This is a genomic window from Pseudoduganella sp. jia 9 (assembly GCF_055502615.1).
Window position 1 is genome coordinate 28,480 of record NZ_JBUPWE010000005.1, and the last position, 25,828, is coordinate 54,307.

Consider the following 25,828-nt stretch of genomic DNA (forward strand, 5'->3'; position numbering starts at 1 on the left):
AAGCCTTCGATAAGAACAGGCGTTCTTGCGTAAGCACACGCTAACCTTGGAAATATGCTAGAACCGGGTGCCTGCCCAAGCATTCAGCAGGGTGCCCCGCAAAGCGCGCCCGAGTTGCCGTTTTGATACCGCAACGCGCACTTTCCGGCCCGCGGAGCATCTCAACGTTCACCCCTCCGGCTCCTGGATCCCCAGTTTCTGCATCTGGTAGCGCAGCTGCCGGAAACTGATGCCGAGCAGTTGCGCGGCCTGGGTGCGGTTGTATTGCGTCTGGTCGAGCGCGCGCACGATGATCTCGCGCTCCACCCGCTCCAGGTAGGCCGGCAGGTTCGAGGGCAGGACCGACAGGTCGGGCAATGGCGGCATCCGCTCGCCGGCCGGCGCAGCAGCTGGCGGTACGGCTACGGGCGGTACGGCTACGGGCGGTACGGCTACGGGCGGCACGGCTACGGCCGGCACGGCAGTGGCTGGCGCGGCGATCGCCGGCGCGGCGGCTGGCGGTGCGGCACCCGCCGCCAAAGGCCCGGCCGCCTCGGCCAGCCTGGCCCCCTTCAGCGCCAGGTCGGCCACGTCGATCACGCCGTCGTTGGAAAACGCCAGCGCCCGTTCCAGGATGTTTTCCAGCTCGCGTACGTTGCCGGGGAAACGGTAGCCGCGCAGCGCCTCCAGCACGCCCGGCCCCAGCGTGGCCGGCTGGCCGCCCGCGGCGCTCAGCCGGGCCAGGATCGCCCCGGTCAGCACCGGCAAATCGTCGAGCCGGTCGCGCAGCGGCGGCAGCGACAGCTCGATCACGTTCAGCCGGTAGAAAAGGTCCTGCCGGAACCGGCCCTGCTCCACGCAGCGCGCCAGGTCCTGGTGGGTGGCGCTGACGATGCGCACGTCGACCGCTTCCTCGGCGGTGGCGCCGATCTTGCGCACGCGCCGCTCCTGGATCGCGCGCAGCAGCTTGACCTGCATCGGCAACGGCAGGTCCGCCACTTCGTCGAGCATCAGCGTGCCGCCGTTGGCGGCCTGGAAGAAGCCGTCGCGCTCGTCCGCCGCGCCGGTGAAGGCGCCCTTGCGGTAGCCGAAGAATTCGGCTTCCATCAGCGCCTCGGGGATCGCGCCGCAGTTCACGGCAATGAACGGCTTGTCGGCGCGCGCGCCCTGCGCGTGGATCTCGCGGGCCGCTAGTTCCTTGCCGGAACCCGACTCGCCGGTGATGGCGATCGGCGCCATCGAACGGGCCAGCCGGGCGATCTGCGCGCGCAGCGCCTGCATCGCCGCCGATTGCCCTTTCAGGCGGCTGTCCACCGGTTCCGTGCCCGGCACCGCGGGGCCGGCCGGCATGGTCAGCTTCAATGCCGACTGCACCATCAGGCGCAGCTGGTCGAGCTGCACCGGCTTCGTCACGTAATCGAAGGCGCCGGCCTTCAGCGCCACCACGGCGTTTTCCGCGCTGCCGAAGGCGGTCACCACGGCCACCGGCAGGCTGCGGCCGCTGGCGGCGATCTCGCGCACTAGGTCGAGGCCCAGGCCGTCCGGCAGGCGCATGTCCGTCAGAACCAGGTCGTAGTCGTGCGCGGCCAGCAGCGCGCGGGCGCTTGCCAGGTCGGCGGCGCCATCCACGTCCAGGCCCATCTTGAGCAGCGTGATCTCCAGCAGGTCGCGCAGGTCGTCCTCATCGTCTACCACCAGCACGCGGGGAGAACTGCGGGGGGAGGAACTCATGCTGTATCGTCTCGTGACAGGTGTGCGAACGTGATGACGAACCGGCCGGATGACAGCGGCGCGGTCACCGGGCCGGCATCTAGGCGGTACTCGTAGTCCAGCATCGCCTCGTTGTTCAGGCACAGTTCCCGCGCCAGGTACAGGCCCAGGCCGGTGCCTTTCGACGAGGTAGTGTAGAACGGTTCGAACAGGTGGGCCCGCACGTCTGTGGAGATGCCGGGGCCGTCGTCCTGCACGTGCAGCTCCGGCGGGCGGCCCGGCACCCCCACCACGAACAGCCGGATCGACGCCGGCTGCCGGCTGGCATAGCGGATCGCATTGCCGAGCAGGTTGAGCAGCACCTCGCGCAGGTGCAGCGGGTCGAAACGCACGGTGACGCCGCTCACCCGTGAGATGTCGAGTACCCGCGGGTCGAGCCGGTGCGTTTCGTCGAACTCGGCTTTCAGCTCGGCCACCAGCGCGGCCAGCGCCAGCGGCTCGCCATGCACGTGCGCCTTGCGCGACAGCTGCAGGATGTCTTCCACCATGCGGTTCACGCGCGCCACGTTGTCGCCGATGATCTTCAGCAGCCGGGCATGCACCGGCGTTTGCAGGTCCTCGGCCAGCAGCGAATTGGCATGGCCGATCGCCGACAGCGGGTTGCGCACTTCGTGCGCGATGCTGGCGGTAAGGCGCCCCATCGATGCCAGCTTCAGTTGCTGCGCCTGGTTTTCGATCGCCGTCACGTCCTGCAGGAAGATCACATTGCGCTCGGTGCCCGGCTCGACGGTTTCGGCAGCGGCGAAGCGCACTTTCAGGTGCGCGGCCAGGTCGGTGCGCACGCTCCAGGCCGTGGTCAGGTCGCGCAGCGCCGGATCGGTGTAGGGCTTGATCGTGACATAGACGGTATGGCGGGCCGGGTTGGCGCGCCAGTCCTCGTAGGCCTGCGCGACCGGATGCAGCGACGGCATGGCCCCCAGCCGCAGGCCCAGTGCGCCGGACAGGCCCAGCATCTGGCGCGCCGCCGGGTTGCCGGCCAGCAGGTCGCCATTCGGCCCGACGACGACGATGCCGTCGCCCGCCTGCGACATCACGAGCCGGTTGACCGCTTGCTGCACGCCGATCTCGATGCCGCGCTGCACCGCCAGCGCTTCCTGGTTGATCAGCCGCGCCGCCATGCGGTTCACTACCAGCACCGCCGCGAAGAACGCCGCGCCATACAGGCCGGCCTGCAGCAGGGCCTTGTCGCCGCCGCCATCCAGGGCGCGCCAGGTGCTCTCGGCCAGCATGAACAGCGATGCCAGCGCGGCCCAGAACAGTGCCAGCACCAGCGGCGCGAGGATCGCGCAGCCGGCCAGCGGGAACAGGTACAGGATCGCCAGCCCGCTGCGCACCCCGCCGCTCGCTGTATACAACAGCGAGATGACGACGAGGTCGCAGGTGACCTGGGACAGCAGCTGCAGCATGAACCGGCGGCGCCACCAGGCGGCCGAGAGCGCGAACAGGATTGCCAGGAACAGGTAGGCGGCGCAGGTTTGCGCGTACAGGAAGTCGCCCGTGGAATGCAGGCCGCGGCTGTCGAGGCTCAGGTAGACCAGCAGCACCAGCGCAATGACGACGCGCGTGGCGTTCAGCGTTTGCAGCGAGCGCCAGAACGTGTCGCGGGCTGCGGGAGACAGCGCCGGCAGCGGGCCGGCCGCGTTCGATCCCGGCGTGCGTCCCGGCTCGAATCCCGGCTCGAATCCCGGCTCGAATCCCGGCTCGTATCCCGGCTCGTATCTTGAGTCGGTCACCGGTGTTCGAGCCGTTGCGCGGACCGCTGCGGCGTCATTTCAGCGGTGCGTGGGCGGGACTGCAGTAATCGCGCCCGTTGGCGGGCACGTTTTCCGAGGCCGGGAAATGCACGCCGCACTGGGCGCAGCGCAGCATTGCCTCGGGCGGCGCCACCTGGCGCGACGTCGATTGCGCCTGGCGCTGCTGCTCGCGCTGCTGCTGCTCCCACTGCTGCTGCTGCTTGCGCTGCGACTGCTTCAGCTTGGAACGGATGGCGAAATACACCAGCAGCGCGAGCGCCAGCCAGAACAGGATACGTGTCATGCGAAACCTCGGTGTAGCACTACTTCCAGAACGAAACGGCTGCCGACATAGGCCAGCAGCAGCGTGGCGAATCCCGCCAGCGTGAACGACAGCGCCGTCTTGCCGCGCCAGCCGCGGAAGTGACGGCCGGCCAGCAGCGCCGCGAACAGTATCCACGACAGCAGCGTGAACACGGATTTATGGTCCCATTTCAGTGCCTGGCCGAACAGCTGCTCGGAAAACACGATGCCGGAAAGGACGGTAAGGCTGAGCAGCGCGAAGCCGAAGCCGATCAGGCGGAACAGCAGCTTTTCCATCGTCAGCAGCGCCGGCAACTGGTCCAGTGCCGAGGACAGGAACGTGACCTGCTCGCTGCGGGTATGCAGCCGCGACTCCTGCAGTGCCATCAGCACGGCGTGGAACGCGGCGATCGTCAGCGTGCTGTAGGCCAGCGTGGCCACCGCGATATGCCAGCCGAACATCGGCGAGCGGCCTTCCAGCGCGATCAGCGCGCCCGGGAACAGCGCCTGCAGCGCGCAGGCGATGGCGGCGCACGGCATCACCATGCGGCGCAAGCCGTCGAGCGCGAAATTGCGGTTTTCGATCCAGTAGGCGCCCACCGAGATCCACAGCGCCGACGACAGCATCGCCGCGAAGCCGAGCCGCAGTGAGCCGGGCACCACGACATCCATCCAAAGGCCCGCGCCATGCACCAGCCAGGCCAGCGCCGTGGCCGCGGCAATCGGCCTCGCCTTCGCGGCAGGCAACAGGGCGCACACGATGTACAGCACCGCGGCGGCGATCAGGAGAATGGTCTGCATCCGCGCAGTTTACACTAACGCGGCCTTGCCGGCGGGAGGGCAATGTTTCCTAAAAAATGGGGACGGACCCTGTTTTTAGGGAAATTTCCTGAGAAACAGGGTCCGTCCCCATTTTTGTCCGACGTCCCGGTCCATCCCTATTTTCTGATTCGCGCAGCTAGTCCACCGCGGCCAGGCGCAGCTCGTCATGGTGATGGCGCTGCTGCTCTTCCATCACCAGCTGGCCCAGCTCGCGCTTGAGGGCGTTGAAGTCGGCGGCGGCGGGGTCGCGCAGCCGCGGCAGGTCGACCAGGATATCGCGCTTGATCGTGCCGGGGCGGTAGGTCATCACCACGATGCGGTCGGCCAGGTAGATCGCTTCCTCGATCGAGTGCGTGACGAAGATGATCGTCTTCCTCAGTTCGGACCAGATGCGCAGCAGCTCGTCCTGCAGGTTGCGGCGGGTGAGCGCGTCGAGCGCGCCGAACGGTTCGTCCATCAGCATGATCGGCGAATCGAGCGCCAGCACGCGGGCGATGGCGACGCGCTGGCGCATGCCGCCGGAAAGGTCCTTCGGGTAGCGCTGCCGGAAGTCCGCCAGCGACAGCATCGCCAGCAGCTTGTCGACCGTGGCGCGGACCTGCCCCTTCGGCTGGCCCTTGATTTCCAGGCCGAAGGCGATGTTGTCCTCGACCGTCATCCATGGGAACAGTGCGTATTCCTGGAACACCATGCCCCGCTCCGGGCCGGGTGCGGCGACCGGCTGGCCGTCGGCCACGATGGTGCCGGATGACGGCAGCGCGAAGCCGGCCACCGCGTTCAGCAAGGTCGACTTGCCGCAGCCGGAAGGCCCCAGCAGGCAGACGAACTGGCCGCGCGGGATCGCCAGGTCGATATCCTGCAAGGCCACGATCTCGCGCCCGCCGGTGGCGAACACCTTGCCGACACCCGAAACGATGATGTGGGGATCGCCCATGCCTGCGCTCATGTCAGTTCTCCAGGCCGCGGTGCCAGCGCAGCAGGTGATTGTTCAGGCGGTTCACGCCCACGTCGATGGCCAGGCCGAGCACGCCGATCGTGAACATGCCGGCGATGATCTTGTCGGACCAGAAGTACTCGCGCGCCTCGGTGATGCGGAACCCCAGCCCGTTGCTGACGGCGATCATCTCGGCCACGATGACGACAATGAACGCCGTGCCGATGCCGATGCGCACGCCCGACAGGATGTACGGCACGGCCGCCTGCAGGATCACGCGCACGAACAGCGTGCCGCCCGAAGCCCCCAGATTGCGCGCCGCGCGGATATAGATGCCATCGACCTGCCGCACCCCGGCGATGGTGTTCATCAGCACCGGGAAGAACGCCCCCAGCGCGATCAGGAACACGGCCGGCGGGTTGCCGAGTCCGAACCAGAGGATCGACAGCGGAATGTAGGCGATCGGCGGGATCGGCCGCAGCAGCTGCACCAGGGGGTTGAGCCAGGCATACACGCGCGGGCTGGCCCCCATCGACAGGCCGATCGGCAGGGCCAGCCCGGCGCCGATCAGGAATCCCACCACCACTCTATATAGAGAGCCGAGCGAATCGTGGATCAGCTCTCCGGAGAAGGCCCATGCCAGCCACGATTGCGTGGCCGGATCGTGCGGCTGCAGCGGCAGCAGGTATTCGACCCATTTCGTCACCACCGCCCACGGCGACGGCAGCACTTGGGGATTGACCCACCCCTGGCTGGACGCCAGCTGCCACACGGCGACCACGGCCACCGGCACGACCATGCCGATGCCCGCTTCGCGCCAGTCGATGCGCGCCATGCCGCCTCCTACTTGACGCCGAGGCTCTTGCGGGCCTGCTCCAGCAGGTCGGTGCGGACCCAGTCCTTCGCCACCGGCGGACGGCTCATGCGGCCGACGCCGGTCTTGACCATCACGTCCGTCGTGGTCTGGATATGCTCGACCGAGATGTCGTGCGCATACGGCGAATTGCCGATCGCGTCCTCGAAGTCATCCTTGGTGATCTGGCCCTTGAACACCACCTCGCGCACGTATTTTTCCGCCACCGCCTTGTTGTCGATGAAGGTACGCGTGGCTTCGACGAAGCAGCGCATGAACTTCTCGGCCACCGGCCGGCGCTCCTTGTAGAATTTTTCCGTCATCACCATCGTGCGCACCGGCTCGCCGATCGGCGTGTTGTACGGCTTCATGATCTCGTTGCCGAAGCCCTTGTTGATGGCCTGCGACGATTGGGGTTCGGACTGCATCATGGCGTCGATGTTCTTGCCCAGCAGCGCCTGGTTCAGGTCCGCGTAGGCCAGGAACACCAGACGCACGTCCTTGCCCGGCTGGTCGGAGGCGGTCAGTCCGGCCTGCTGCAGCTCGGCCAGCAGCAGCACTTCCTGGATGCCGCCGCGCGTGACGCCCACGCGCTTGCCCTTCAGGTCCCGGATCGATTTCATGGCCAGGTCGGTGCGGCCGACCAGCCTTGCGCCGCCCTTGGCGAAGCCGGCCACCACGTAGATCGGTGCGCCGCCGGCGCGCCCGGAGATGGCCGCCTCGGATGCGGTGGCACCCACGTCCAGTTCGCCGGCGATGATCGCCTGCATCACGTCCAGCCCCTTGGCGAAGACATGTTCCTCGACCTTGATGCCGCACTTCGGCGCGATCTCCTTGATATAGGAGACCGCCCCGTAATGGGCGAACTTCAGGTTGCCCAGCCTGACCACGTCCTGCGCCTGCGCGCCGTGGACCGTGCCGAGCGCCATCAATGCCATGACCACCATCGACTTCAGCTTCATCCGCGTCTCCCCGATTGTTTGACCAGCACGGCCATCATAGCAAGCCCGGCCATGCAAATGTCGGTTGTCGGTTAATTGCGCTGGCCGTGCTGCCGCACGCGCGCCAGCCGGTCGGCCGTATCGGGATGGCTGGACAGGTAGGCGGGCACCCGGACGCCTTCTTCTTCCAGTCCATGCAGCGCCGAAAACACCCGCTCCAGGTGCGCCAGCGGCATGCCGTTGCGCTCCAGCAGCGCGATCGCGTAATCGTCGGCCTCGCGTTCCGCTTCGCGCGAATGGCGCAGGTCCAGCGCCAGCGCCGGCAGGCCGGCCACCAGCGAGCTGGCGTCGCCATACAGCACCAGCGTGGCGGCGGCCACGATGGAGCCCTGCACCAGCCGCCGTGTCAGGTGCCGGCCATGCAGGTGGCCCAGTTCGTGCGCCAGCGTGGCCATCACGGCGCCGTCGTCTTCCAGCAGTTCGACCATTTCATCGGTCAGCACGATATGGCCGGACGGCAGCGCGAACGCGTTCGGCCCGATGCGGCTCTTGCGGAACACCAGCTGCCAGCCGGGTGCCGGCCCCTCCAGCGTTTCCGGCGGCACCAGCCGGGCGAAGCGCGCCGCCAGTTCGCCGCGCCGCGCTTCGGGCAGGCAGCTGGGCGAGAACACGTGCCGGTCCAGCAGCGCCAGCGTGCCCTGCCCCATCTGCCGCTCGACCGATACCGGCAGGTTGCGCGCCACCAGGTCGGCGCCGGCCGGCAGCACGAACAGGTAGCCCAGCACCAGCACGCCGGCCGTCACGCACAGCGCCGCGAGCGCGCCGCGCCAGCTTTGCTGCGCCCGCACCACCCTGCTGTCGCGGTGGCCGGTAGCGTGCAGCAGCGCATCGAGCGCCTCCTGGTCGTCCGCCTCGAACGTGGCGGCGTCGGGGAAGGTCAGCTTGCGCGGTGCGCGGGCGATGCGCTCGGCCACGCGCATCTGCGCCAGCGGCGCGCTGCGCTCCACGTCGCCCGTCACGTGCACTTCGCCATCGCGTACCGTCAGCGTGACGCGGTGCGCCCGCGACGTCAGGCCGTCGAAGTAGCTGCCGTCCAGTTGCCGGTCCATCGTCACAGCGCCAGGTCGAAGCCGCCCAGGTCGGCGGCGCCCTCGCCGATCGCGCCGATCTCGGCGCGCTGGCCCGCCGTGATGTCGTCCAGGCTGCCGTTTACCACCAGCGACGTGCACTCGAGGCGGTACTTCATCGCGCGCACGGTGGCGAACGGGATGTACAGGCCCAGCGTGAAGATGATCGCCAGCGTGTTGGTGAGGTAGATCGCGGCGATGCGCCCGGTCGCCATCGTCGAGCGGAAATGGTGCGCACCCAGTTGCGTGTGGTTCCAGATCAGGTTCTGCAGCGCGGCCATGAAGACCCACAGCACGCACAGCATGTAGGGGTAGAACACCACCACGCCGACGATGCTGCCCAGGGCGCCGGCCTGCTCTTTCGATGTCGCGGCGATGCCGACCGTCAGTGCGACGGCGGCCACCAGCATGCCGGCGCCCATCAGCATCAGGCCGAACAAGACCAGGTACCACTTGTAGAAACTGCCCACCGGCGCGTCGAACGTGAACGGCACGCTGCCGTAGCGGCTCTGCGTGTGCTGGAAGCGCTTGATGCGCTGGTGGACGAACGGGTACAGCAGGCCGAGGCTCAGCACGCCCAGCAGCGGCAGCAGCAGGTAATGGAAGTAGGCGCCCCTGGCGCTGCCGGCAAAGCCGAAGCGGATGCCGCGGTAGCTGCTGTTATACAGCGAGAACTGCAGGCTCTTCCAGATCAGCCAGGGCATCACGGCCATCACCAGCGCCAGCATCGCCAGGCCGGCGGTCAGCGATACCTGCAACGCCAGGTTATAGCCGCCGAACAGCGCGGCGGCCACGATGCGGCCCTTCAGGATCGCGCCCGGCGTGGCGTGGTACTCGAAACCGCCGCCGGCCAGCCGCGTATTGGCATAGAAATACTGGTTGCGCCGCACCTTGGCCCAGGCCGAATAGATGCCCAGCGTGACGACCGTCAGCAGCAGGTTGACGATCCAGATCCGGAAATACTCGCCGCCGGTCGCGGTGAAGACAAAGCCCTCTTCGCGGCTCGCCGGCTCCTCCTGCTGCAATGCACCGCCGCTATATATGCTGCTCATGATGCTCCCCAAGTTGGAAATGAACAAGCACGATGCAGGGCCTTGCAATTGTTGTCAATTGGAAATGACAAACGTTCTCATCGCGTGTGCACGACTGTGACAATTGGAGAGCATCGCCGCCCGCGACGATGAAACCGGCACTGCCACACTCATGTAAAATGGCACGATTCCGGGCACCGCCCGCCCCTCTTATCTGATCACCCGACATGCTAGACAATCTGACTCAACGCCTTGCCAAGGTCGTCAAGACCATGCGCGGCGAGGCCCGCCTGACCGAGACCAATACCGCCGAGATGCTGCGCGAAGTGCGCCTTGCGCTGCTCGAAGCCGACGTGGCGCTGCCCGCGGTGCGCGAATTCATCGCCAAGGTCAAGGAAAAAGCGCTGGGCGAGGAAGTGGTGGGTTCGCTGTCCCCGGGCCAGGCGCTGGTGGGCGTGGTGCAGCGCGAACTGGGCGCGCTGATGGGCGCCGACCTCGGCCCCGAAGCCGCGCAACTGAGCTTTGCGCAGCAGCCGCCGGCGATCATCCTGATGGCCGGCCTGCAGGGTGTGGGTAAAACCACCACCGTCGGCAAGCTGGCCAAGTACCTGCGCGAGCAGAAGAAGAAAAAAGTGCTGACCGTCTCGGCCGACGTGTACCGCCCGGCGGCCATCGCGCAGCTGCAGTCGGTCACCGGCCAGGCCGGCGCCGACTTCTTCCCGTCGACCGCGCAGGACAAGCCGGTGGACATCGCCCTGTCCGCGCTGGACTGGGCGAAGAAGCACTACCACGACGTGCTGATCATCGACACCGCCGGCCGCCTGGGCATCGACGAAGAGATGATGAAGGAAATCGCCGCCGTGCACGGCGCCGTCAAGCCGGTCGAGACACTGTTCGTCGTCGATGCGATGCTGGGCCAGGATGCGATCAATACCGCGAAGGCCTTCAACGACGCGCTGCCGCTGACCGGCATCGTGCTGACCAAGCTCGATGGCGATTCGCGCGGCGGCGCCGCGCTGTCGGTGCGCCACATCACCGGCAAGCCGATCAAGTTTGCCGGCGTGTCGGAAAAGCTCGATGGCCTCGAAGCGTTCGATCCGGCGCGGATGGCCAACCGTATCCTCGGCATGGGCGACATCCTGGCGCTGGTGGAAGAAGCACGCAAGGGCGTCGATGCCAAAGCGGCGGCGGACCTGGCCGCGAAGGTCAAGGCGGGCGGCAAGTTCGACATGAACGACTTCAAGGCCCAGCTGGGCCAGATGAAGAAGATGGGCGGCATGGCCGGCCTGGTCGACAAGCTGCCGGCCCAGTTCCAGCAGGCCGCCGGCAACGCCAACATGGACCAGGCGGAAAAGCAGGTACGCCGCATGGTCGGCATCATCGATTCGATGACGCCGGCCGAACGCGCCAAGCCGGACCTGATCAAGGCGGCCCGCAAGCGCCGTATCGCGGCCGGCGCCGGCGTGCAGGTGCAGGAAGTGAACCGCATGCTGAACCAGTTCGAGCAGATGCAGACCATGATGAAAAAACTGCAGGGCGGCGGCATGATGAAGATGATGCGCAGCATGAAGGGCATGATGCCGGGCCTGCGCTGAAACGCGGCCATGGCGGCGGCGCCGCGCCTTGCCCTGACCACGTTGCAGCACAGTCCTCAACGACTGTGTTCGGCGTTCGCAAAGCCTGCTGCCACAGGCGTTATTCCCTCGAAACCGCCCTGTGCGCAAGCCCAGCGGCGGTTTTTGTCATTATTAACCTTTCCTTACGTGCCGTTTCCCACAAATAAGACGAAAAACGCTTGCATCCTTGTAAAAAGCCCACCAATATTAGCCGTGCGATTGTAGTGCGCAAATTTCCATGTGTTTGTTAAGGAGGCTCGAATATGGCAACAGCCAAGAAATCCACGGCAGCACCTGCCAAGAAAGCCGCAACGAAAGCGGCTCCGGCAAAAAAGGCCGCCGCTCCAGCGAAAGCTGCAGCCAAGCCGGCAGCGAAAAAGGCAGAACCCGCAGCACGCAAGCCCAATGCAGCATTCATGAAAGAGATGACTCCGTCCGCAGAGCTGTCCCCGGTAGTAGGCGCCTCCCCGCTGCCGCGTACGGAAGTCACGAAGAAAGTCTGGGAATACATCAAGAAGCACAATCTGCAGGACGCCGCCAACCGCCGCATGATCAACGCAGACGACAAGCTGAAAGCTGTCTTCGGCGGCAAGGCCCAGGTATCCATGTTCGAAATGACGAAGCTGATTTCCGATCACCTGAGCTGACCATGCACCGGCCAGTCCGGTACCGAACACCATCCCCGGCGTGTCATGCGACCGGGGATTTTTTTTGGGGCGAACAATTGCGTGAACCGATGCTGCTGGCCGACGAACACCGGTGTCACACACCGGTGTTGCTACTTCCAGTTGTTCCAGGCTTTCAGCACCGCGTTCGGATAGGCCGGCTTGCCGCGGCTGCCGTTGTAGCGGCCCAGCGCGAGATAGAGATCGCCGCGCTCCATGTCCAGGTACATGCGCAGGATCGCGCAGCCATAGCGCAGGTTGGTCTGCATGTTGAACAGCTTGCGGCGGTCGCTGTCGCCGATCACGTTGGTCCAGAACGGCATCACCTGCATGTAGCCGCGCGCACCCACGATCGACACGGCGTACTTGCGATACGCCGATTCCACCTGGATCAGGCCCAGCACGAGCGACGGTTCGAGGCCGGCGCGGCGCGCTTCATACCACACCGTCTCGAGGAATTCGCGGCGGTGCAGTTCGTCCGGCAGCTTGCGTTTCAGGCGGCCGGACATCTCGGCCAGCCAGGCATCGTAGCGCGCCTGGTCGGCCGGATTGGTGAACACCGGCTTCGGCGCACGGGCGTCGAGGATCGCGTTGGACAGCGCCACCCGCACCGAGTCGGCCAGCGCTTCTTCCTTCTGGTTGCCGGCAAAGCCGAACGGCGCGCACAGCACGCCGGTGGCGAAGGCCAGCGTGTGCCACCAGCGCAAGGGGCGCGCCCACCAGCGGCGCCGTTCCCGGCCCGCCTGCATTACTGCTGCACTCGGGCCTTGATGAAGGCCACGATGTCCGCCAGCGGCACGTTGGTGGCCTCGGTATCGCGGCGGCCCTGGTATTCCAGGTTGCCTTCCTTCAGGCCACGGTCGCCGATCACCACGCGATGCGGCACGCCGATCAGTTCCCAGTCGGCGAACATCGCGCCCGGGCGCAGGCCGCGGTCGTCGACGATCACGTCGATGCCGGCCGCCAGCGCCGCCGCGTACAGCTTCTCGGTCTCTTCCTTCACCAGCTCGCTGCGGTCGTAACCCATCGGGCACAGCACCAGCTCGAACGGCGCGATCGAGGTCGGCCAGATGATGCCCTTGTCGTCGAAGTTCTGCTCGATCGCCGCGCCCAGGATGCGCGTGACGCCGATGCCGTAGCAGCCCATCTGCAGCGGCGCCGGCTTGCCGTTCTCGTCCAGGTAGGTGGCATTCATTGCAGCCGAGTACGCGGTCCCCAGCTGGAACACGTGGCCCACCTCGATGCCGCGCTCGATCGCCAGCACGCCCTTGCCGTCCGGCGAAGGATCGCCTTCGACCACGTTGCGCAGGTCGGCCGTCACGTGCGGCTCGGCCACGTCGCGGCCCCAGTTGGCGCCGGTGAAGTGGAAGTCTTCCTCGTTCGCGCCGGTGACGAAATCGGCCATGTTGGCCACGGTGCGGTCGGCCACGATGGTAACCGGCGCCTTCGTGCCGATCGGGCCCAGGTAGCCCGGCTTGCAGCCGTACACTTCCAGGATTTCCTCTTCGGTGGAGAAGCGGTACGCGCCCTGCAGGCCCGGTACCTTCGAGGCCTTGATCTCGTTCAGTTCATGGTCGCCGCGCAGCAGCAGCATGAAATACTGCTTGGCCAGTTTGCCGTCGGTTTCCGTTTCAACCGTCAGCGCCAGCGTCTTCAGCGTCTTCGACAGGTCGATGCCCAGCAGTTTCGCCACATCTTCGCACTTGGCGGCCTTCGGCGTGGCCGTCTTCACCAGCTCGGCGGACGGCGCCGGACGGGTGCCGCTCGGCACCGCCTCGGCCGCTTCCATATTGGCCGCGTAGTCGGACGTGGGGCAATACACCAGCGCATCCTCGCCGGTACTGGCGATCACGTGGAATTCATGCGAACCGGTGCCGCCGATGGCGCCGTTGTCGGCCGCCACGGCGCGGAACTTCAGGCCGAAGCGCGTGAAGATCTTCGTGTAGGCATCGAACATCACCTGGTAGGACTTTTGCATGCCTTCCAGGTCGCGGTCGAACGAGTACGCATCCTTCATCGTGAATTCACGGCCGCGCATCAGGCCGAAGCGGGGGCGGCGCTCGTCGCGGAACTTGGTCTGGATGTGGTAAAAATTCAACGGCAGCTGGCGGTACGACTTGATTTCGCTGCGCACGACATCCGTGATCACTTCCTCGGAGGTGGGCTGGATCGCGAATTCGCGGCCATGCCGGTCCTTCACGCGCATCAGTTCCGGCCCCATCTTGTCCCAGCGGCCGGTTTCCTGCCACAGCTCGGCCGGCTGGACCAGCGGCATCAGCAGCTCGATGGCACCGGCGCGGTTCATCTCCTCGCGCACGATCGCCTCGACCTTGCGGATCACTTTCAGGCCCATCGGCATGTACGTGTAGATGCCCGAACCGAGGCGCTTGATCATGCCGGCTCGCATCATCAGTTTGTGGCTGACGATTTCGGCGTCGGAAGGCGCCTCTTTAAGTGTGGAAATAAAAAACCGTGACGCACGCATATCTGTGAATTCTTTTCAAAAAGAGAGGGTTATAATCAACCTAATTTTAAAGGATTAGCTGGCTGATGCATCCATCATTTATACAACGCGTTCAACTGCGGCGTTCAACTGCGGGCTTGCTGGCCGCCTCCGTACCAGGGGGGCTGTGCCGATAGGCGCATTTGTGGGCAACAATGTAAGAAGATAGATGTATGAGGGCTGCGTCGGCACGCAGAAAGTTTGAGGTGCACTATGCTCGATCGGGAAGGGTTCCGCCCCAACGTCGGCATCATCCTGCTCAACTCGCATAACGAGGTGTGGTGGGGCAAGCGGGTGCGCGAGCACTCATGGCAATTTCCGCAAGGAGGGATCAAGTACGGCGAAACACCCGAGCAGGCCATGTATCGGGAGCTGCAGGAAGAAATCGGGCTGAAGCCGGAACACGTGAAAATCGTGGGCCGCACGCGCGACTGGCTGCGCTACGAGGTACCGGACCATTTCATCAAGCGCGAGATCCGCGGCCACTACCGTGGCCAGAAGCAGATCTGGTTCTTGCTGCGCATGTGTGCGCGCGACAATGAAGTGAACCTGCGCCTGACGGACCACCCCGAGTTCGACGCCTGGCGCTGGCACGAATACTGGGTGCCGCTGGACGTGGTCATCGAATTCAAGCGCGAGGTGTACCAGCGCGCGCTGCAGGAACTGTCGCGTTTCCTCACCTGGCCCGCGCACGGCGAACGCCGGCATTCGTCGCGCTACCTGCGCCAGCCGCACGGCCGCGGCCAGCAGGGGCAGCGTCCGCCGCAACAGGCCGCCGCGGCGCCGCCGCAGGAACTGGCCGGCTGCGACGGCGCGGCCCTGGCCGGTTCCGCCAAGCGCTGACGGGTTCGCTGGTATTCCGCTGGTGCCCGATGCACCGGTGTCGGTCATCCTGCCTCCGGCAGGGTGTCCGACACCGGTTCTCCCCTGCCGCTTCGTGCCGCCGCCCGGCACCGGCCAGCGTTTCTTTGTACAATGTGCGCCTCCCCGCACAATGCCCGCCTCCGCCAGCACATGTTCACCCCCTCTTCCCACGACGTACGCCGCTTCTTCTGCGAAGTGTTCCGCAAGGACCGCGCCCATGAAATCCTGACCCCGCTCGAAGCGATGGCGCTGGACTGGGTGCGCCTGCATCCCGAATACGACGAAGCGCTGACCGACGTGGACGCCGCGCTGGCGCGCGATTATTCCGTGGAGGGCGGCCAGGCCAATCCCTTCCTGCACCTGGCGATGCACCTGTCGATCTCCGAGCAGGTATCGATCGACTCGCCGCGCGGCATCCGCGCCGCCTACGAAGCGTTGTCGAAAAAGCGCGACTCCACGCACGAGGCGCAGCACGAAATAATGGAATGCCTGGGGGAAATGATCTGGAAGTCGCAGCGCAGCGGCCTGCCGCCGGACGGCGAAGCGTACATCGACGCCGTCAAGCGGCGCGTGCAGCAATAAAAAAAACTGGGGACGTACCCCTGTTTGGAGGAAATTTCCTCCAAACAGGGGTACGTCCCCAGTTTTGTTGTAGTGGAATTACCGCTTGACGACCATCGTGCCTGGCAGGCTGTGGAAATACGCGGCCAGGTCCTCGATATCCTTGTTCGACAGCGGCTTCACCAGCCCGCCCATGATCGGATTATTGCGGCCGTTCGGGCCGTCGCCGCGCTTGTAGGCGGTCAGCGCGTGGGCCAGGTAGTCCTTGTGCTGGCCGGCCAGCTTCGGATAGCTCGGGTCGATCGGCGAGTTGTAGTCCTTGCCATGGCAGGTGGCGCAGGCGTATTTGTCGGCCAGCGCCTTGCCGTTGTTGATGTTGCCGCCGGCGGCACAGGCGGCGGCGGAGGCGAGGCAGCAGGCCACGGCGAGCAGGGTTTTCTTCATCGTGGTCGTCCTCATTTCTGCTTGGCGTAATAGGCGGCGATGTCGGCGATGTCCTGGTCGGACAGGCTGACGGCGATGCCCTTCATCGAGGGGTGCTTGCGATCGCCTTTCTGGTAGGCCTTCAGCGCCGCTTCGATGTACCGGGCGTTCTGGCCGCCGATCTTCGGCACCTGGAACACTTCCGGGAAGGTGGCCTTGTAGCCGGGGATGGCATGGCAGCCGATGCACATTTCGATCTTGGCTGGCGCGGCGGCCGGGTTGCCGACGATGTCCGCGGCGACGGCGACCTGGGTTGCCTGCGTGGCGCCGGCAAGCAGGAACACTGCTATGAGTCTATTCATGGGTGGCTAGTCGAATCCAAAAGAGTAATTGGAGGGGACTCATTCTCATCGCGGTCTCCTTGTCCCCCTTGCTGCTTGCATAAAGACTTGCTTTTCGTGCTACCAGCGGCCGATTCTAGCGCAGCTGTTTCCGGTCGTCCACCACGATTCCAGTACGTTCTGGACTGCTCTGAACTACCGTATACTGGCCTTTTCCCCTCCGTTCCGGAAAGCTTTTCCATGACCGTTCCCCACCAGAACCCACGTTTCGAAGGCTCCGCGCACTACGTTGCCACCGCCGACCTGCAACTCGCCGTGAACGCGGCGCTCACGCTGCAGCGCCCGCTGCTGGTCAAGGGCGAGCCGGGCACCGGCAAGACCATGCTGGCCGAGGAAGTGGCCGCGGCGCTGGACCGGCCACTGTTGCAATGGCACGTCAAGTCGACCACCAAGGCGCAGCAGGGGCTGTACGAATACGACGCGGTGTCGCGCCTGCGCGATTCCCAGCTGGGCGACGAGCGTGTGCGCGACATCCACAACTACATCGTCAAGGGCGTGCTGTGGCAGGCATTCACCGCGCCGGAACCCGTGGTGCTGCTGATCGACGAGATCGACAAGGCCGACATCGAATTCCCCAACGACCTGCTGCGCGAACTGGACCGGATGGAGTTCTACGTCTATGAAACGCGCGAGATGGTGGTGGCGAAGCACCGCCCGCTGGTCATCATCACGTCGAACAACGAGAAGGAATTGCCGGATGCCTTCCTGCGCCGCTGCTTCTTCCACTACATCGCCTTCCCCGACAAGGATACGATGGAAGCCATCGTCAAGGTGCATTTCCCGCACCTGAAGCAGGAATTGCTGGCGCAGGCGCTGCAGACGTTCTACGAAGTGCGCGATGTCTCCGGCCTGAAGAAGAAGCCGTCCACGTCGGAATTCCTCGACTGGCTGAAACTGCTGCTGGCCGAGGATATCCCGCCCGAAGCACTGCGCAGCAAGGACAGCAAGGCGATCGTGCCGCCGCTGCACGGCGCGCTGCTGAAGAACGAGCAGGACGTGCACCTGTTCGAACGCCTGGTCTTCATGTCGAGGACCAACCGGTGATCGACGTCCAGCCCGTCACATTGGCGTTCAACGGCGTGCGCCTGGAGCCGCTGGGCCAGGAGCATGCCGACGGCCTGCGCGCCGCCGCCCGCGACGGCGAACTGTGGAAACTGCGCGTCACCTCCGTGCCCGAGCCGGAAAACGTGGCGGCGTACATCGCCACCGCGCTCGAGATGCGCCCCGGCCGCCTGGCCTTCGCCGTGCTGGATGCCGCCACCAGAGAGGTACTGGGCACCACCAGCTACCACGACATCGTGCCCGCCATCGGCCGCCTCGAGATCGGCTATACCTGGTATGCGAAAAGCCGCCAGCGCAGCCACGTGAACACCAGCTGCAAGCGCATGCTGCTGGCCCACGCGTTCGACACGCTGGGCTGCGCCGTCGTCGGCCTGCGCACCGACAACTTCAACCATGCCTCGCAGGCCGCCATCGAACGGCTCGGCGCGAAGAAGGACGGCATACTGCGCCACCACGCGATGCGGCGCGACGGCACCGTGCGCGACACCGTCATGTACAGCATCGTGCGCGGCGAATGGCCGGAAATCCGCGCCCATGTCGACGACCTTCTGCAACGTCCACGGCCATGCTGATCGACTTCTTCTTCACGCTGAAGGATGCGAAAATCCCCGTCACCATCAAGGAGTTCCTGACCTTGCTGGAAGCGATGGAACGCGGCGTCGTCACGCAGTCGCTCGACGATTTCTATTACCTGGCGCGCCTGGTGCTGGTGAAGGACGAAGCCCACTACGACCGTTTCGACCGCGCCTTCGCCCAGTACTTCAACGGCATCGACGGCGCGTTCGACGGCAAGGCCTCGATTCCCCTCGACTGGCTGCTGCAGCGGATGAAGCGCGAGCTGACCGACGAGCAACGGGCCGCGCTGGAGAAATTCGGCTACGACAAGCTGATGGACCGGCTGGCCGAACTGCTGAAGGAACAGAAGGAGCGCCACGAAGGCGGCGGCAAGTGGATCGGCACCGGCGGCACGTCGCCGTTCGGCAATGGCGGCACCAATCCGGAAGGCATCCGAATTGGGGGAAATGAGGGCGGAAAAGGCGGCAACCGCACGGCGGTCAAGGTGTGGGAGCAGCGCACCTACAAGGATTACGACGCCGCCAAGGAGCTGGGCACCCGCAACATCAAGGTGGCCCTGCGCCGCCTGCGCCGCTTCGCGCGCGACGGCGCCCACGAAGAGCTGGCGCTGGACCAGACCATCCGCGCCACCGCCAACAATGCCGGCTGGCTCGATATCCGCATGCAGCCGGAGCGCCGCAACAACGTCAAGGTACTGATGCTGTTCGACGTGGGCGGCACGATGGACGACCACGTCGAGCGCACCGAGGAACTGTTTTCCGCCGCGAAGTCGGAGTTCAAGAACATGGAGTTCTTCTACTTCCACAACTGCGTCTACGACTACCTGTGGAAAAACAACCGGCGCCGCAACGCCGAGCGCTTCTCCACCTGGGACGTGCTGCGCAAGTATCCGCCCGATACCAAGCTGATCTTCGTGGGCGACGCCACCATGAGCCCTTATGAAATCCTGCAGGCGGGCGGCTCGGTCGAATACAACAACGAGGAAGCCGGGGCCGAATGGCTGGCCCGCTTCACGCACTCCTTCCCGATGTTTGTCTGGCTCAATCCGGAACCGGAACAGTACTGGCAGTACCGGCAATCGATCGCCATCGTCCGGCAGATCGTCAACGGCCGCATGTTCCCCACCACGCTCGAGGGGCTGGAGCGGGCGATGCGGGTGCTGAGCAAGTAATAGGGTAAGGGAAACGGTTGACTGGTTCGCTGGGATTCAACGTTTGCGCAGCATTGGCGCGTTCGAAGCCATCCCTTATTCAGCCACGGTATCGGTCATGCCAATCCGATTCCCCAGCCGCGCTTTCGATAACGCCACTGCCTCGTGCAGCTTTTGCTCCAATACTTGCCTGGATGGCAAACCGATCAGATACTCGGCGACATGAATGCCGCTTTGATCGAGCTCCAGCAACTCGATCTGTTCACGATTTTTACCTGTACAAAGAATAATTCCCAGCGGCGGTGCCTCGCCCGGTTCTTGTTCATATTTGGCCAGCCATCGGAGGTAGAGCTCCATCTGGCCTTTGTCAGCCGCCTTGAATTCTCCAAGCTTGAGTTCAATGGCGACCAAGCGCCGCAAGCGGCGGTTATAGAACAGCAAGTCGATATAGAAGTCAGTATTGTCGATTTGCAGCCGCTTTTGGCGGGCTACGAAACTGAAGCCAGCCCCTAGCTCCAGCAGGAAATTCTCCAGTTCTCTCAGGATGGCATCTTCGAGGTCCTTTTCGAGGTAGCGATCATGTAGCCCGAGAAAATCCAGCACGTAGGGATCCTTCAGCACGAGGTTCGGCCCTATCACGCCCTGATCGCGCAGAGAGGTCAGCTCGTTCTCCAGCAGCTCATCGGGCTTGCGGGAAAGCGCTGTGCGCTCAAACAACATGGAATCGAGGCGCCCCTGCAAGGTACGGGTGCTCCAGCCTTCGCTGCGGCACATTTCCAAGTAAAAATCGCGTTTGAGGGGATCGTCTATGTAGATCAGACTGCGCAAATGAGTCCAGCTCAATTGTCTACTCAGTGAGTAGACAATTTCCTCAGTTTCGAACACTTCACCAAAACGCATCATGTGGCGCAAATTCTTGGCACCGAAGCCACGCCCATGATCAGCTTCCAATTGCCGAGCCAGCGAAACGACAATCTGTTCGCCATACCCTGCCCGTTCTCCATGGAGCACCTCTGCGCATATGCGCCGGCCAATACGCCAATAGAGCATCGTCAAGGCCGAGTTAACCGTAGCGGCCAGCCCTGCCCGTGCTTCACCGATCAGCACACGGATATCGCCAACCAGAGCGGGTGCAGCAGTCGCAGCTTGTACATTTTTCGGTTCCACAACTTGCTCCTCGATACAGGGAGTCGGCACGCATCTGTTGCCAACCACAATAATTATGCAACACATTGACGCGCCATATAAGCCCACAGCGAACGGCCGCTAGCCGCAGACGACAGGCCACATCAAGCGAGGCCTGCTGTCTCCAATATCCACATCTAACAATTCGCCACCAAGCATGGACGAAACGAACGATGATGGTGCTGTCGAATTAGCATTACGGCTTTTACACGGCGATTACACGAGCTCCCCTCTTCTTTACAGACCCGTCCAGGGCGTACTGCTATCGTGAATCCAGTCCAACTGCACAGCGATGGCCACCATGACCGATACCGTACCCTGCCCCACCCGGCTCCTCCAGATCACCGTCGACAGCGCCTGCATGCTCGACCTGCGCCGCCTCATCGTGCGCCATTGCGGCAGCATGCTGTCGTTCATGCGCATGCAGCCCATCGAGCATGCGACGAGGATGGTCGTGTGGCTGCGTGTCACCGAGCCGGCGATGCGCGCGCTGATGGCAGCGGTGATGCAATCACTGCCCTCCGCCCAGTTCGGCCGCATGGTGAAATCATGATCGTCACCGTCATCAGCGAGGGCGCCTGCGAAGCGAAGATGCTGCTGGCCGAACGGCTGGCCACCCAGCGCGGCCAGGCCGGCCGCAAGGTACTGTTGATGGACGCGGACTCGCAACCGCACCCCCCGCTGCCCTTGCCTGCGCGGACCGTCAACGGCAAGGGCGTGGGCGCGGAGCTGGAAAACCTCGGGCAGCGCTTCCAGGACATCGTCGTCGATGCCGACGGCCGCGATTCCCTGGGCAGCCGGGCCGCGCTGGTCGCCGCCCGCGTGGTCGTGATCCCCGCCGACAACCTGCAAGGCGACGCCGTCCGCGCCGCCCGGCTGGCCGAGCGAATCGACAACGCACGGCTGTTCAACCCGGGCCTGCGCATCGTCATCGTGCCCGGAGTATTGCCGATCTCCGCCACGCTGCGTGAGCGCCTGCCCGGTGCCGAAGTGACGGCGGGCGGCGACGCGCTGTATGCCTGCGTGTTCCGTAACTGACCCGTCAGCGAACGGTCAGAACACCTTCGACACCGTTACCACCACGCCATCCCGCCCCGTGAACTTGCCATTCACGGGCGACGCGTAGGCGGATTCACTGGCGTTGGTGCCAATATATGCCAGCGCCACGGCGACAACGCCGAAGTCCCCCGTCACGCCGGCCTTCCAGTCCGTGTAGCTGGCGGCATCGTGGTTGCGCACTTTCTGCCGGCCGGCGTGCAGGTTGATGGTCCAGCCGTTGCCCAGGTCCTGGTTGACCGAGGCATCCAGGTAGCCGCTGTGGCGGCTGTCCGCAAAACCGAACAGGTTTGTCGCCGCATGCGAATACTTCAGCGTGGCGGGGCCATAGCCCAGCTGGCCGTAGAGCTCCAGCGTATCGGCGTCCGGATGCAGGCCGTTCGACGGGTAGGCGTAGCCCAGTACTCCCACGTCATACGTGAAGCCGTTCGCGAACTCGCCGCGCTTGCCGGCATAGACGTCGATCTCCACGCTGCCGTCGCCGCCCGCATCCTTCGTCCACTTGATCGTCGAGGCCCAGGCGCCCACGTAGAAGCCATTGGCGGTCCAGTCGGCACCGCCCTGCAATGCCGGTTGCAGCCGGGTCTGCGAAATGCCCCGGTAGCGGTAGTCGGAGACGCCGGCCACGTTGTACGTGACCTGCGCCGAAGCGCCTGACGCAAACAGGAAGGCAAGGGAGAGGCCTGAAATCAGTCGTTTCATGATGGTCTTTCAAAATAGTGGGATGTACGGGGCCTTCGCCGTCGCGCGAAAGCGCACGGCGCAGCTGGCCCGGTGCTGCCTGGTAAAGACTTCTAGCCGGGTGCGAGCAGCAGCCGGTAGCCGACCGCCGTCTCGGTCAGCAGGTGCGCCGGCTGGGCGGGATCGCGTTCCAGCTTCTGGCGCAGGTGGCCCATGTAGATGCGCAGGTAGTGGCCGTTTTCGGCATTCGAAGGCCCCCATACCTCGCGCAGCAATTGCGGATTCGTCACGACCCGGTTGGCATTGTTGACCAGGACGGACAGCAGCCGGTACTCGGTCGGCGTCAGGTGCACCATCTGGCCGGTGCGGGTGACCATGCGTGCCGGCAGGTCGACCTTCACGTCGCCGAACTGCACCACGCCGGCGGTATCCTGTTCCGGCGCGCGCCGTCGGCGCTGCAGCGCCCGTACCCGGGCCAGCAACTCGCCCACGCCAAACGGTTTCGTCAGGTAGTCATCGGCGCCGGCGTCGAGCGCCCGGATCTTGTCTTCTTCGCTGACGCGGGCCGACAGCACGATCACCGGCACCGGGGACCATTTGCGCAGGTCGGCGATCAGGTCCACGCCATCGCCATCGGGCAGGCCCAGGTCGACGATCACCAGGTCGGGGCGGCGCGTGCCGGCATCTATCAGGCCGCGCTGCATGGTTGCCGCCTCCTGCACGTTCCAGCCCGCCTCCTCCAGCGCCAGCCGCACGAAGCGGCGGATCTGCGGTTCGTCTTCGACCAGCAAGGCGGTCGGCATCAGCTTGTCTGTCAACTTATCGGTCATCCAAAGATTCCTCCGGCAGCGCGGGCGGGGTGCCCAGCGGCAGCGCGAAGACCAGGGCCGCGCCGCCGCCGTCGCCGCGCCGCGCGGAGATCGCGCCGCCGTGTGCCTCGACGATCGCGCGGCAGATCGCCAGCCCCAGCCCGACGCCGGGCTTGGCCGACTCGCGTTCGCCGCGCGTGAATTTTTCAAAGATCGCTTCTTCCTGGCCGGCTGGCAGGCCCGGGCCGTCGTCGGCCACCGTCACTTCCAGTTTGCCGTCGCCGACCTGGGCGGACAGCGTGATCGTGCTGCCCGCCGGCGTGTACTTCGCCGCGTTCTCCAGCAGATTGCCGAGCACGCGTTCGACCAGCACGGCGTCATAGCGCACCAGCGGCAAGCCGGCCGGCAGTTGCGTCGCGATACGGTGCCCGGCCAGCAGCGCGCGGCTGGCGCGCAGTGCGCTGCCCACGGCTTCCTCGATCGACTGCCACTGCAGGTTCAGCCGCACGGCGCCACTTTCGATGCGCGCCATGTCGAGCAGATTGGCCACCAAGGTGCTCATGCGCACTGTTTCTTCCTGCAGCGCGCGCGCCAGGTCCATCTGCGCGGCGGACAGCGCCGGCTTCGACATCGCCAGCGATTCGGCCAGCCCCACCAGCGACGTCAGCGGCGTGCGCAGGTCGTGCGACAGCGCCGCCAGCAGCGAATTGCGCAGCCGTTCCGACTCCATCTGCACCAGCGCATGCTGCGCCACGTCAATGTAGTGCACGCGCTCCAGCGCGATCGCGGCCAGCGCGGCGAACGTGTCCAGCTGGCGGCGCTGCTCGGGAATCAGCAGCCAGCGGCGCTCTTCCGGTTGCAGCGCCAGCACGCCCCGGGTACGCATCGGCGCGACCAGCGGCAGGTAGAACAATGGCGAGGCCGGCAGCGTGCCGGTGCCGATGCCGGCCGGCTCGGCGTGGTCGAATGCCCATTGCGCGATGGCCGGGTCCGGGACGGCGGCACTGCCGTCACCATCGGCACCATTGGTACCATCGGCCGCCTCCGCCGGTTCCAGGCGGCCCCCGGCGTCCGGCAGCAACAAGGCCACGCGCGCGCGGAACGCCTGCGCCAGCGTGCGCTGCGTGATCTCGAGCACCTGCTCCGCCTGCAGCACGCCGGTCAGTTCACGCGCATATTCGTACAGTGCGCGCACGCGCTCTTCGCGGTGCGATGCCACCCTGGCCTGGAAGCGCAGGTTCGCCGTCAGGTGGCTCGTGATCAGGCCGACGACCAGCATCACGGCAAACGTGATCAGGTACTGCAAATCGCTGACGGCAAACGAGAACGCCGGCTGCACGAACAGGAAATCGAACGCCGCCACGCTGGCAAAGCTGCACAGCACGGCCGGCCCGCGGCCCAGGCGGAAGGCCACCACCAGTACGGCGAGCAGGAACAGCATCGCGATGTTGGTGATTTCCAGCGCCCCCGCCAGCGGCAGGCCCGCCAGCGCGACCGTGCCGCTGGCCGCCAGCGCCAGCAGGTAGGATTTCACGCCCGTTCCGTCCGGAATGTTTCCAAATAACTGGAGCCTGTCACCGGTTTTGCTAAATAACTGGAGCCTGTCAGCGGTTTTGCTGGAACTATTCTCGCTGGCAGCGACTTCGATGAGGTCCAGCGCCGGTGCGGCGGCGGCGATGCGGCGCAGGTGGGGTGTGCGCCACGGCCAGGTGGGCGCCGCGCGGCCCAGCACCACTTTTGCGATGTTCTGCGCCAGCGCGTAGCGGGCGATGGCGGCACCGATGTCGTCGCCGGCCAGCACCGCCGTCGTGGCGCCCAGGTCCTGCGCCAGCTTCAGCGTCTGCAGGATCCGCTCGCGGCGTTCCGCGGGCAGCCGTTGCAACGCCGGTGTCTCCACGTAGACGGCATGCCAGTCCGTATTCAGCTGGCTGGCCAGCCTGGCGGCGCTGCGCACCACCTGTTCGCCGCCGGGACGCGGGCCGACGCAGGCCAGCAGCGCGACACCCGATTTCCACAGCGGACGGATGGATTTTTCCACGCGGTAGGCCTGCACGTCGTCGCCGATGCGGTCGGCGGTGCGGCGCAGCGCCAGTTCGCGCAGCGCGATCAGGTTGCCCTTGCGGAAGAAGTTGCTGGCAGCGCGCCCGGCCTGTTCGCCCTGGTAGACCTTGCCTTCCTTCAGGCGGCCGAGCAGTTCATCGGCGGGCAGGTCCACCAGCACCACTTCGTCGGCGCGGTCGAACACCGTGTCCGGCAGCGTTTCGGCCACGCGGATGCCGGTGATGCCGCCAACCACATCGTTCAGGCTTTCCAGGTGCTGCACGTTCACCGTGGTGAACACGTCGATGCCCGCTTCGAGCAGTTCCTCGACATCCTGCCAGCGCTTCGGGTGGCGCGAGCCGGGCGCGTTGGAGTGCGCCAGCTCGTCCACCAGCACCAGGTCCGGCCGCCGTGCCAGCGCGCCATCGAGGTCGAACTCCGGCAGCGTCCTGCCGCGCCACGCCGTCCCCTTCAACGGCAGTACGTCGAGCCCGTCGAGCAGCGCGGCGGTATCGGCGCGGCCATGCGTCTCGACGATGCCCACCAGCGGCCGCACGCCCCCGGCCTGCAGCTTGCGCGCGGCCGACAGCATCGCGTACGTCTTGCCCACGCCGGCCGACGCACCGAAATAGATGCGCAGCCGGCCGCGTGCCTCGCGCTGCTCGCGGGCCTGCACCCGGGCCAGCAGGGCATCCGGGTCGGGGCGTTGGCTGTCGATGGGAATCATGCGGGGCAGTGTAGAC

At 65.5% G+C, this 25,828-nt stretch carries 26 protein-coding genes; 9 read left to right on the forward strand and 17 right to left on the reverse strand.

Features of this window, described 5'->3' with window-relative positions; genetic code table 11:
• Positions 1–168: 168 nt before the first annotated feature.
• The 9 genes from ACY34H_RS06545 to ACY34H_RS06585 all read right to left on the reverse strand — a co-directional run bounded on the left by ACY34H_RS06545 (position 169) and on the right by ACY34H_RS06585 (position 9,514).
• Positions 169–1,710: a sigma-54-dependent transcriptional regulator gene (locus tag ACY34H_RS06545; RefSeq protein WP_464976685.1), complete on the reverse strand. Its 1,542-nt coding sequence runs from the start codon at positions 1,708–1,710 to the stop codon at positions 169–171.
• Positions 1,707–3,377, reverse strand: coding sequence for a two-component system sensor histidine kinase NtrB (locus tag ACY34H_RS06550; RefSeq protein ID WP_464976967.1), 1,671 nt, complete (start codon positions 3,375–3,377; stop codon positions 1,707–1,709). Before ACY34H_RS06550 ends, ACY34H_RS06545 begins: the two co-directional genes overlap by 4 nt.
• A gap of 139 nt (positions 3,378–3,516) precedes the next feature.
• The gene (locus ACY34H_RS06555) at positions 3,517–3,786 is read right to left on the reverse strand and encodes a PP0621 family protein (protein WP_464976686.1); all 270 of its coding nucleotides are present in this window, start codon (positions 3,784–3,786) and stop codon (positions 3,517–3,519) included.
• Positions 3,783–4,586 carry a cytochrome C assembly family protein gene (locus ACY34H_RS06560; RefSeq protein WP_464976687.1) on the reverse strand — a complete coding sequence of 268 codons (804 nt, stop codon included), beginning with the start codon at positions 4,584–4,586 and terminating at the stop codon, positions 3,783–3,785. The genes ACY34H_RS06555 and ACY34H_RS06560 overlap by 4 nt, the downstream gene beginning before the upstream one ends.
• Positions 4,587–4,743: 157 nt before the next feature.
• Positions 4,744–5,541 carry an ABC transporter ATP-binding protein gene (locus tag ACY34H_RS06565; protein ID WP_464976968.1) on the reverse strand — a complete coding sequence of 266 codons (798 nt, stop codon included), beginning with the start codon at positions 5,539–5,541 and terminating at the stop codon, positions 4,744–4,746.
• A gap of 13 nt (positions 5,542–5,554) precedes the next feature.
• Positions 5,555–6,376, reverse strand: a complete 822-nt coding sequence (locus ACY34H_RS06570; protein WP_464976688.1) for an ABC transporter permease — start codon at positions 6,374–6,376, stop codon at positions 5,555–5,557.
• Positions 6,377–6,384: 8 nt separating this feature from the next.
• Positions 6,385–7,356 carry an ABC transporter substrate-binding protein gene (locus tag ACY34H_RS06575; RefSeq protein ID WP_464976689.1) on the reverse strand — a complete coding sequence of 324 codons (972 nt, stop codon included), beginning with the start codon at positions 7,354–7,356 and terminating at the stop codon, positions 6,385–6,387.
• 71 nt (positions 7,357–7,427) lie between these two features.
• Positions 7,428–8,444 carry a M48 family metallopeptidase gene (locus ACY34H_RS06580; RefSeq protein ID WP_464976690.1) on the reverse strand — a complete coding sequence of 339 codons (1,017 nt, stop codon included), beginning with the start codon at positions 8,442–8,444 and terminating at the stop codon, positions 7,428–7,430.
• A 2-nt stretch (positions 8,445–8,446) separates the two neighbouring features.
• Entirely contained in the window at positions 8,447–9,514 is a 1,068-nt protein-coding gene (locus ACY34H_RS06585; RefSeq protein ID WP_464976691.1) for a YjgN family protein, read from the reverse strand.
• A gap of 206 nt (positions 9,515–9,720) precedes the next feature.
• Between ACY34H_RS06585 and ffh the strand changes: the two genes are divergently transcribed.
• The gene (gene ffh / locus ACY34H_RS06590; protein ID WP_464976692.1) at positions 9,721–11,088 is read left to right on the forward strand and encodes a signal recognition particle protein; all 1,368 of its coding nucleotides are present in this window, start codon (positions 9,721–9,723) and stop codon (positions 11,086–11,088) included.
• 284 nt (positions 11,089–11,372) lie between these two features.
• The gene (locus ACY34H_RS06595) at positions 11,373–11,756 is read left to right on the forward strand and encodes an SWIB/MDM2 domain-containing protein (RefSeq protein ID WP_137314685.1); all 384 of its coding nucleotides are present in this window, start codon (positions 11,373–11,375) and stop codon (positions 11,754–11,756) included.
• A gap of 131 nt (positions 11,757–11,887) precedes the next feature.
• Here ACY34H_RS06595 and ACY34H_RS06600 read toward each other — a convergent pair whose 3' ends face one another.
• On the reverse strand, positions 11,888–12,523 hold the full coding sequence (locus ACY34H_RS06600; protein WP_464976693.1) for a lytic transglycosylase domain-containing protein: 636 nt from the start codon (positions 12,521–12,523) through the stop codon (positions 11,888–11,890).
• Complete coding sequence (locus tag ACY34H_RS06605; protein WP_464976694.1) at positions 12,523–14,259, reverse strand: proline--tRNA ligase; 1,737 nt, start codon at positions 14,257–14,259, stop codon at positions 12,523–12,525. Before ACY34H_RS06605 ends, ACY34H_RS06600 begins: the two co-directional genes overlap by 1 nt.
• 231 nt (positions 14,260–14,490) lie before the next feature.
• Here ACY34H_RS06605 and ACY34H_RS06610 point away from each other — a divergent pair, with 231 nt between their 5' ends.
• Both ACY34H_RS06610 and ACY34H_RS06615 read left to right on the forward strand, forming a co-directional pair.
• On the forward strand, positions 14,491–15,120 hold the full coding sequence (locus ACY34H_RS06610; protein WP_464976695.1) for an RNA pyrophosphohydrolase: 630 nt from the start codon (positions 14,491–14,493) through the stop codon (positions 15,118–15,120).
• Positions 15,121–15,291: 171 nt separating this feature from the next.
• Positions 15,292–15,723 carry a DUF1841 family protein gene (locus ACY34H_RS06615; RefSeq protein WP_464976696.1) on the forward strand — a complete coding sequence of 144 codons (432 nt, stop codon included), beginning with the start codon at positions 15,292–15,294 and terminating at the stop codon, positions 15,721–15,723.
• A 78-nt stretch (positions 15,724–15,801) separates the two neighbouring features.
• Here ACY34H_RS06615 and ACY34H_RS06620 read toward each other — a convergent pair whose 3' ends face one another.
• Together ACY34H_RS06620 and ACY34H_RS06625 are read right to left on the reverse strand one after the other, a co-directional pair.
• Positions 15,802–16,146: a c-type cytochrome gene (locus tag ACY34H_RS06620; protein WP_464976697.1), complete on the reverse strand. Its 345-nt coding sequence runs from the start codon at positions 16,144–16,146 to the stop codon at positions 15,802–15,804.
• An 11-nt stretch (positions 16,147–16,157) separates the two neighbouring features.
• The gene (locus ACY34H_RS06625; RefSeq protein WP_464976698.1) at positions 16,158–16,487 is read right to left on the reverse strand and encodes a c-type cytochrome; all 330 of its coding nucleotides are present in this window, start codon (positions 16,485–16,487) and stop codon (positions 16,158–16,160) included.
• A gap of 219 nt (positions 16,488–16,706) precedes the next feature.
• On the opposite strand from ACY34H_RS06625, the gene ACY34H_RS06630 reads away from it, so the two are divergent.
• The 3 genes from ACY34H_RS06630 to ACY34H_RS06640 are packed head-to-tail and all read left to right on the forward strand — an operon-like array spanning position 16,707 to position 19,335.
• Positions 16,707–17,570: an AAA family ATPase gene (locus ACY34H_RS06630; RefSeq protein ID WP_464976699.1), complete on the forward strand. Its 864-nt coding sequence runs from the start codon at positions 16,707–16,709 to the stop codon at positions 17,568–17,570.
• Complete coding sequence (locus ACY34H_RS06635; RefSeq protein ID WP_464976700.1) at positions 17,567–18,160, forward strand: GNAT family N-acetyltransferase; 594 nt, start codon at positions 17,567–17,569, stop codon at positions 18,158–18,160. The genes ACY34H_RS06630 and ACY34H_RS06635 overlap by 4 nt, the downstream gene beginning before the upstream one ends.
• Positions 18,154–19,335 (forward strand): vWA domain-containing protein, encoded by a 1,182-nt coding sequence (locus ACY34H_RS06640; protein WP_464976701.1) that lies wholly within the window; start codon positions 18,154–18,156, stop codon positions 19,333–19,335. The genes ACY34H_RS06635 and ACY34H_RS06640 overlap by 7 nt, the downstream gene beginning before the upstream one ends.
• 75 nt (positions 19,336–19,410) lie before the next feature.
• On the opposite strand, the gene ACY34H_RS06645 is transcribed toward ACY34H_RS06640, so the two are convergent.
• Positions 19,411–20,481, reverse strand: a complete 1,071-nt coding sequence (locus ACY34H_RS06645; RefSeq protein WP_464976702.1) for a PDDEXK nuclease domain-containing protein — start codon at positions 20,479–20,481, stop codon at positions 19,411–19,413.
• Between the two features lie 319 nt (positions 20,482–20,800).
• Between ACY34H_RS06645 and ACY34H_RS06650 the strand changes: the two genes are divergently transcribed.
• Together ACY34H_RS06650 and ACY34H_RS06655 are read left to right on the forward strand one after the other, a co-directional pair.
• The gene (locus ACY34H_RS06650; RefSeq protein ID WP_464976703.1) at positions 20,801–21,052 is read left to right on the forward strand and encodes a hypothetical protein; all 252 of its coding nucleotides are present in this window, start codon (positions 20,801–20,803) and stop codon (positions 21,050–21,052) included.
• Positions 21,049–21,537, forward strand: coding sequence for a cobyrinic acid ac-diamide synthase (locus tag ACY34H_RS06655; protein WP_464976704.1), 489 nt, complete (start codon positions 21,049–21,051; stop codon positions 21,535–21,537). Before ACY34H_RS06650 ends, ACY34H_RS06655 begins: the two co-directional genes overlap by 4 nt.
• Positions 21,538–21,552: 15 nt before the next feature.
• On the opposite strand, the gene ACY34H_RS06660 is transcribed toward ACY34H_RS06655, so the two are convergent.
• From ACY34H_RS06660 to ACY34H_RS06670, 3 genes are all read right to left on the reverse strand, one after another.
• The gene (locus ACY34H_RS06660) at positions 21,553–22,257 is read right to left on the reverse strand and encodes a TorF family putative porin (RefSeq protein ID WP_464976705.1); all 705 of its coding nucleotides are present in this window, start codon (positions 22,255–22,257) and stop codon (positions 21,553–21,555) included.
• Positions 22,258–22,349: 92 nt separating this feature from the next.
• Entirely contained in the window at positions 22,350–23,066 is a 717-nt protein-coding gene (kdpE, locus tag ACY34H_RS06665) for a two-component system response regulator KdpE (RefSeq protein ID WP_464976706.1), read from the reverse strand.
• Entirely contained in the window at positions 23,056–25,812 is a 2,757-nt protein-coding gene (locus ACY34H_RS06670; RefSeq protein WP_464976707.1) for a DUF4118 domain-containing protein, read from the reverse strand. Before ACY34H_RS06670 ends, kdpE begins: the two co-directional genes overlap by 11 nt.
• Positions 25,813–25,828 lie beyond the last annotated feature (16 nt).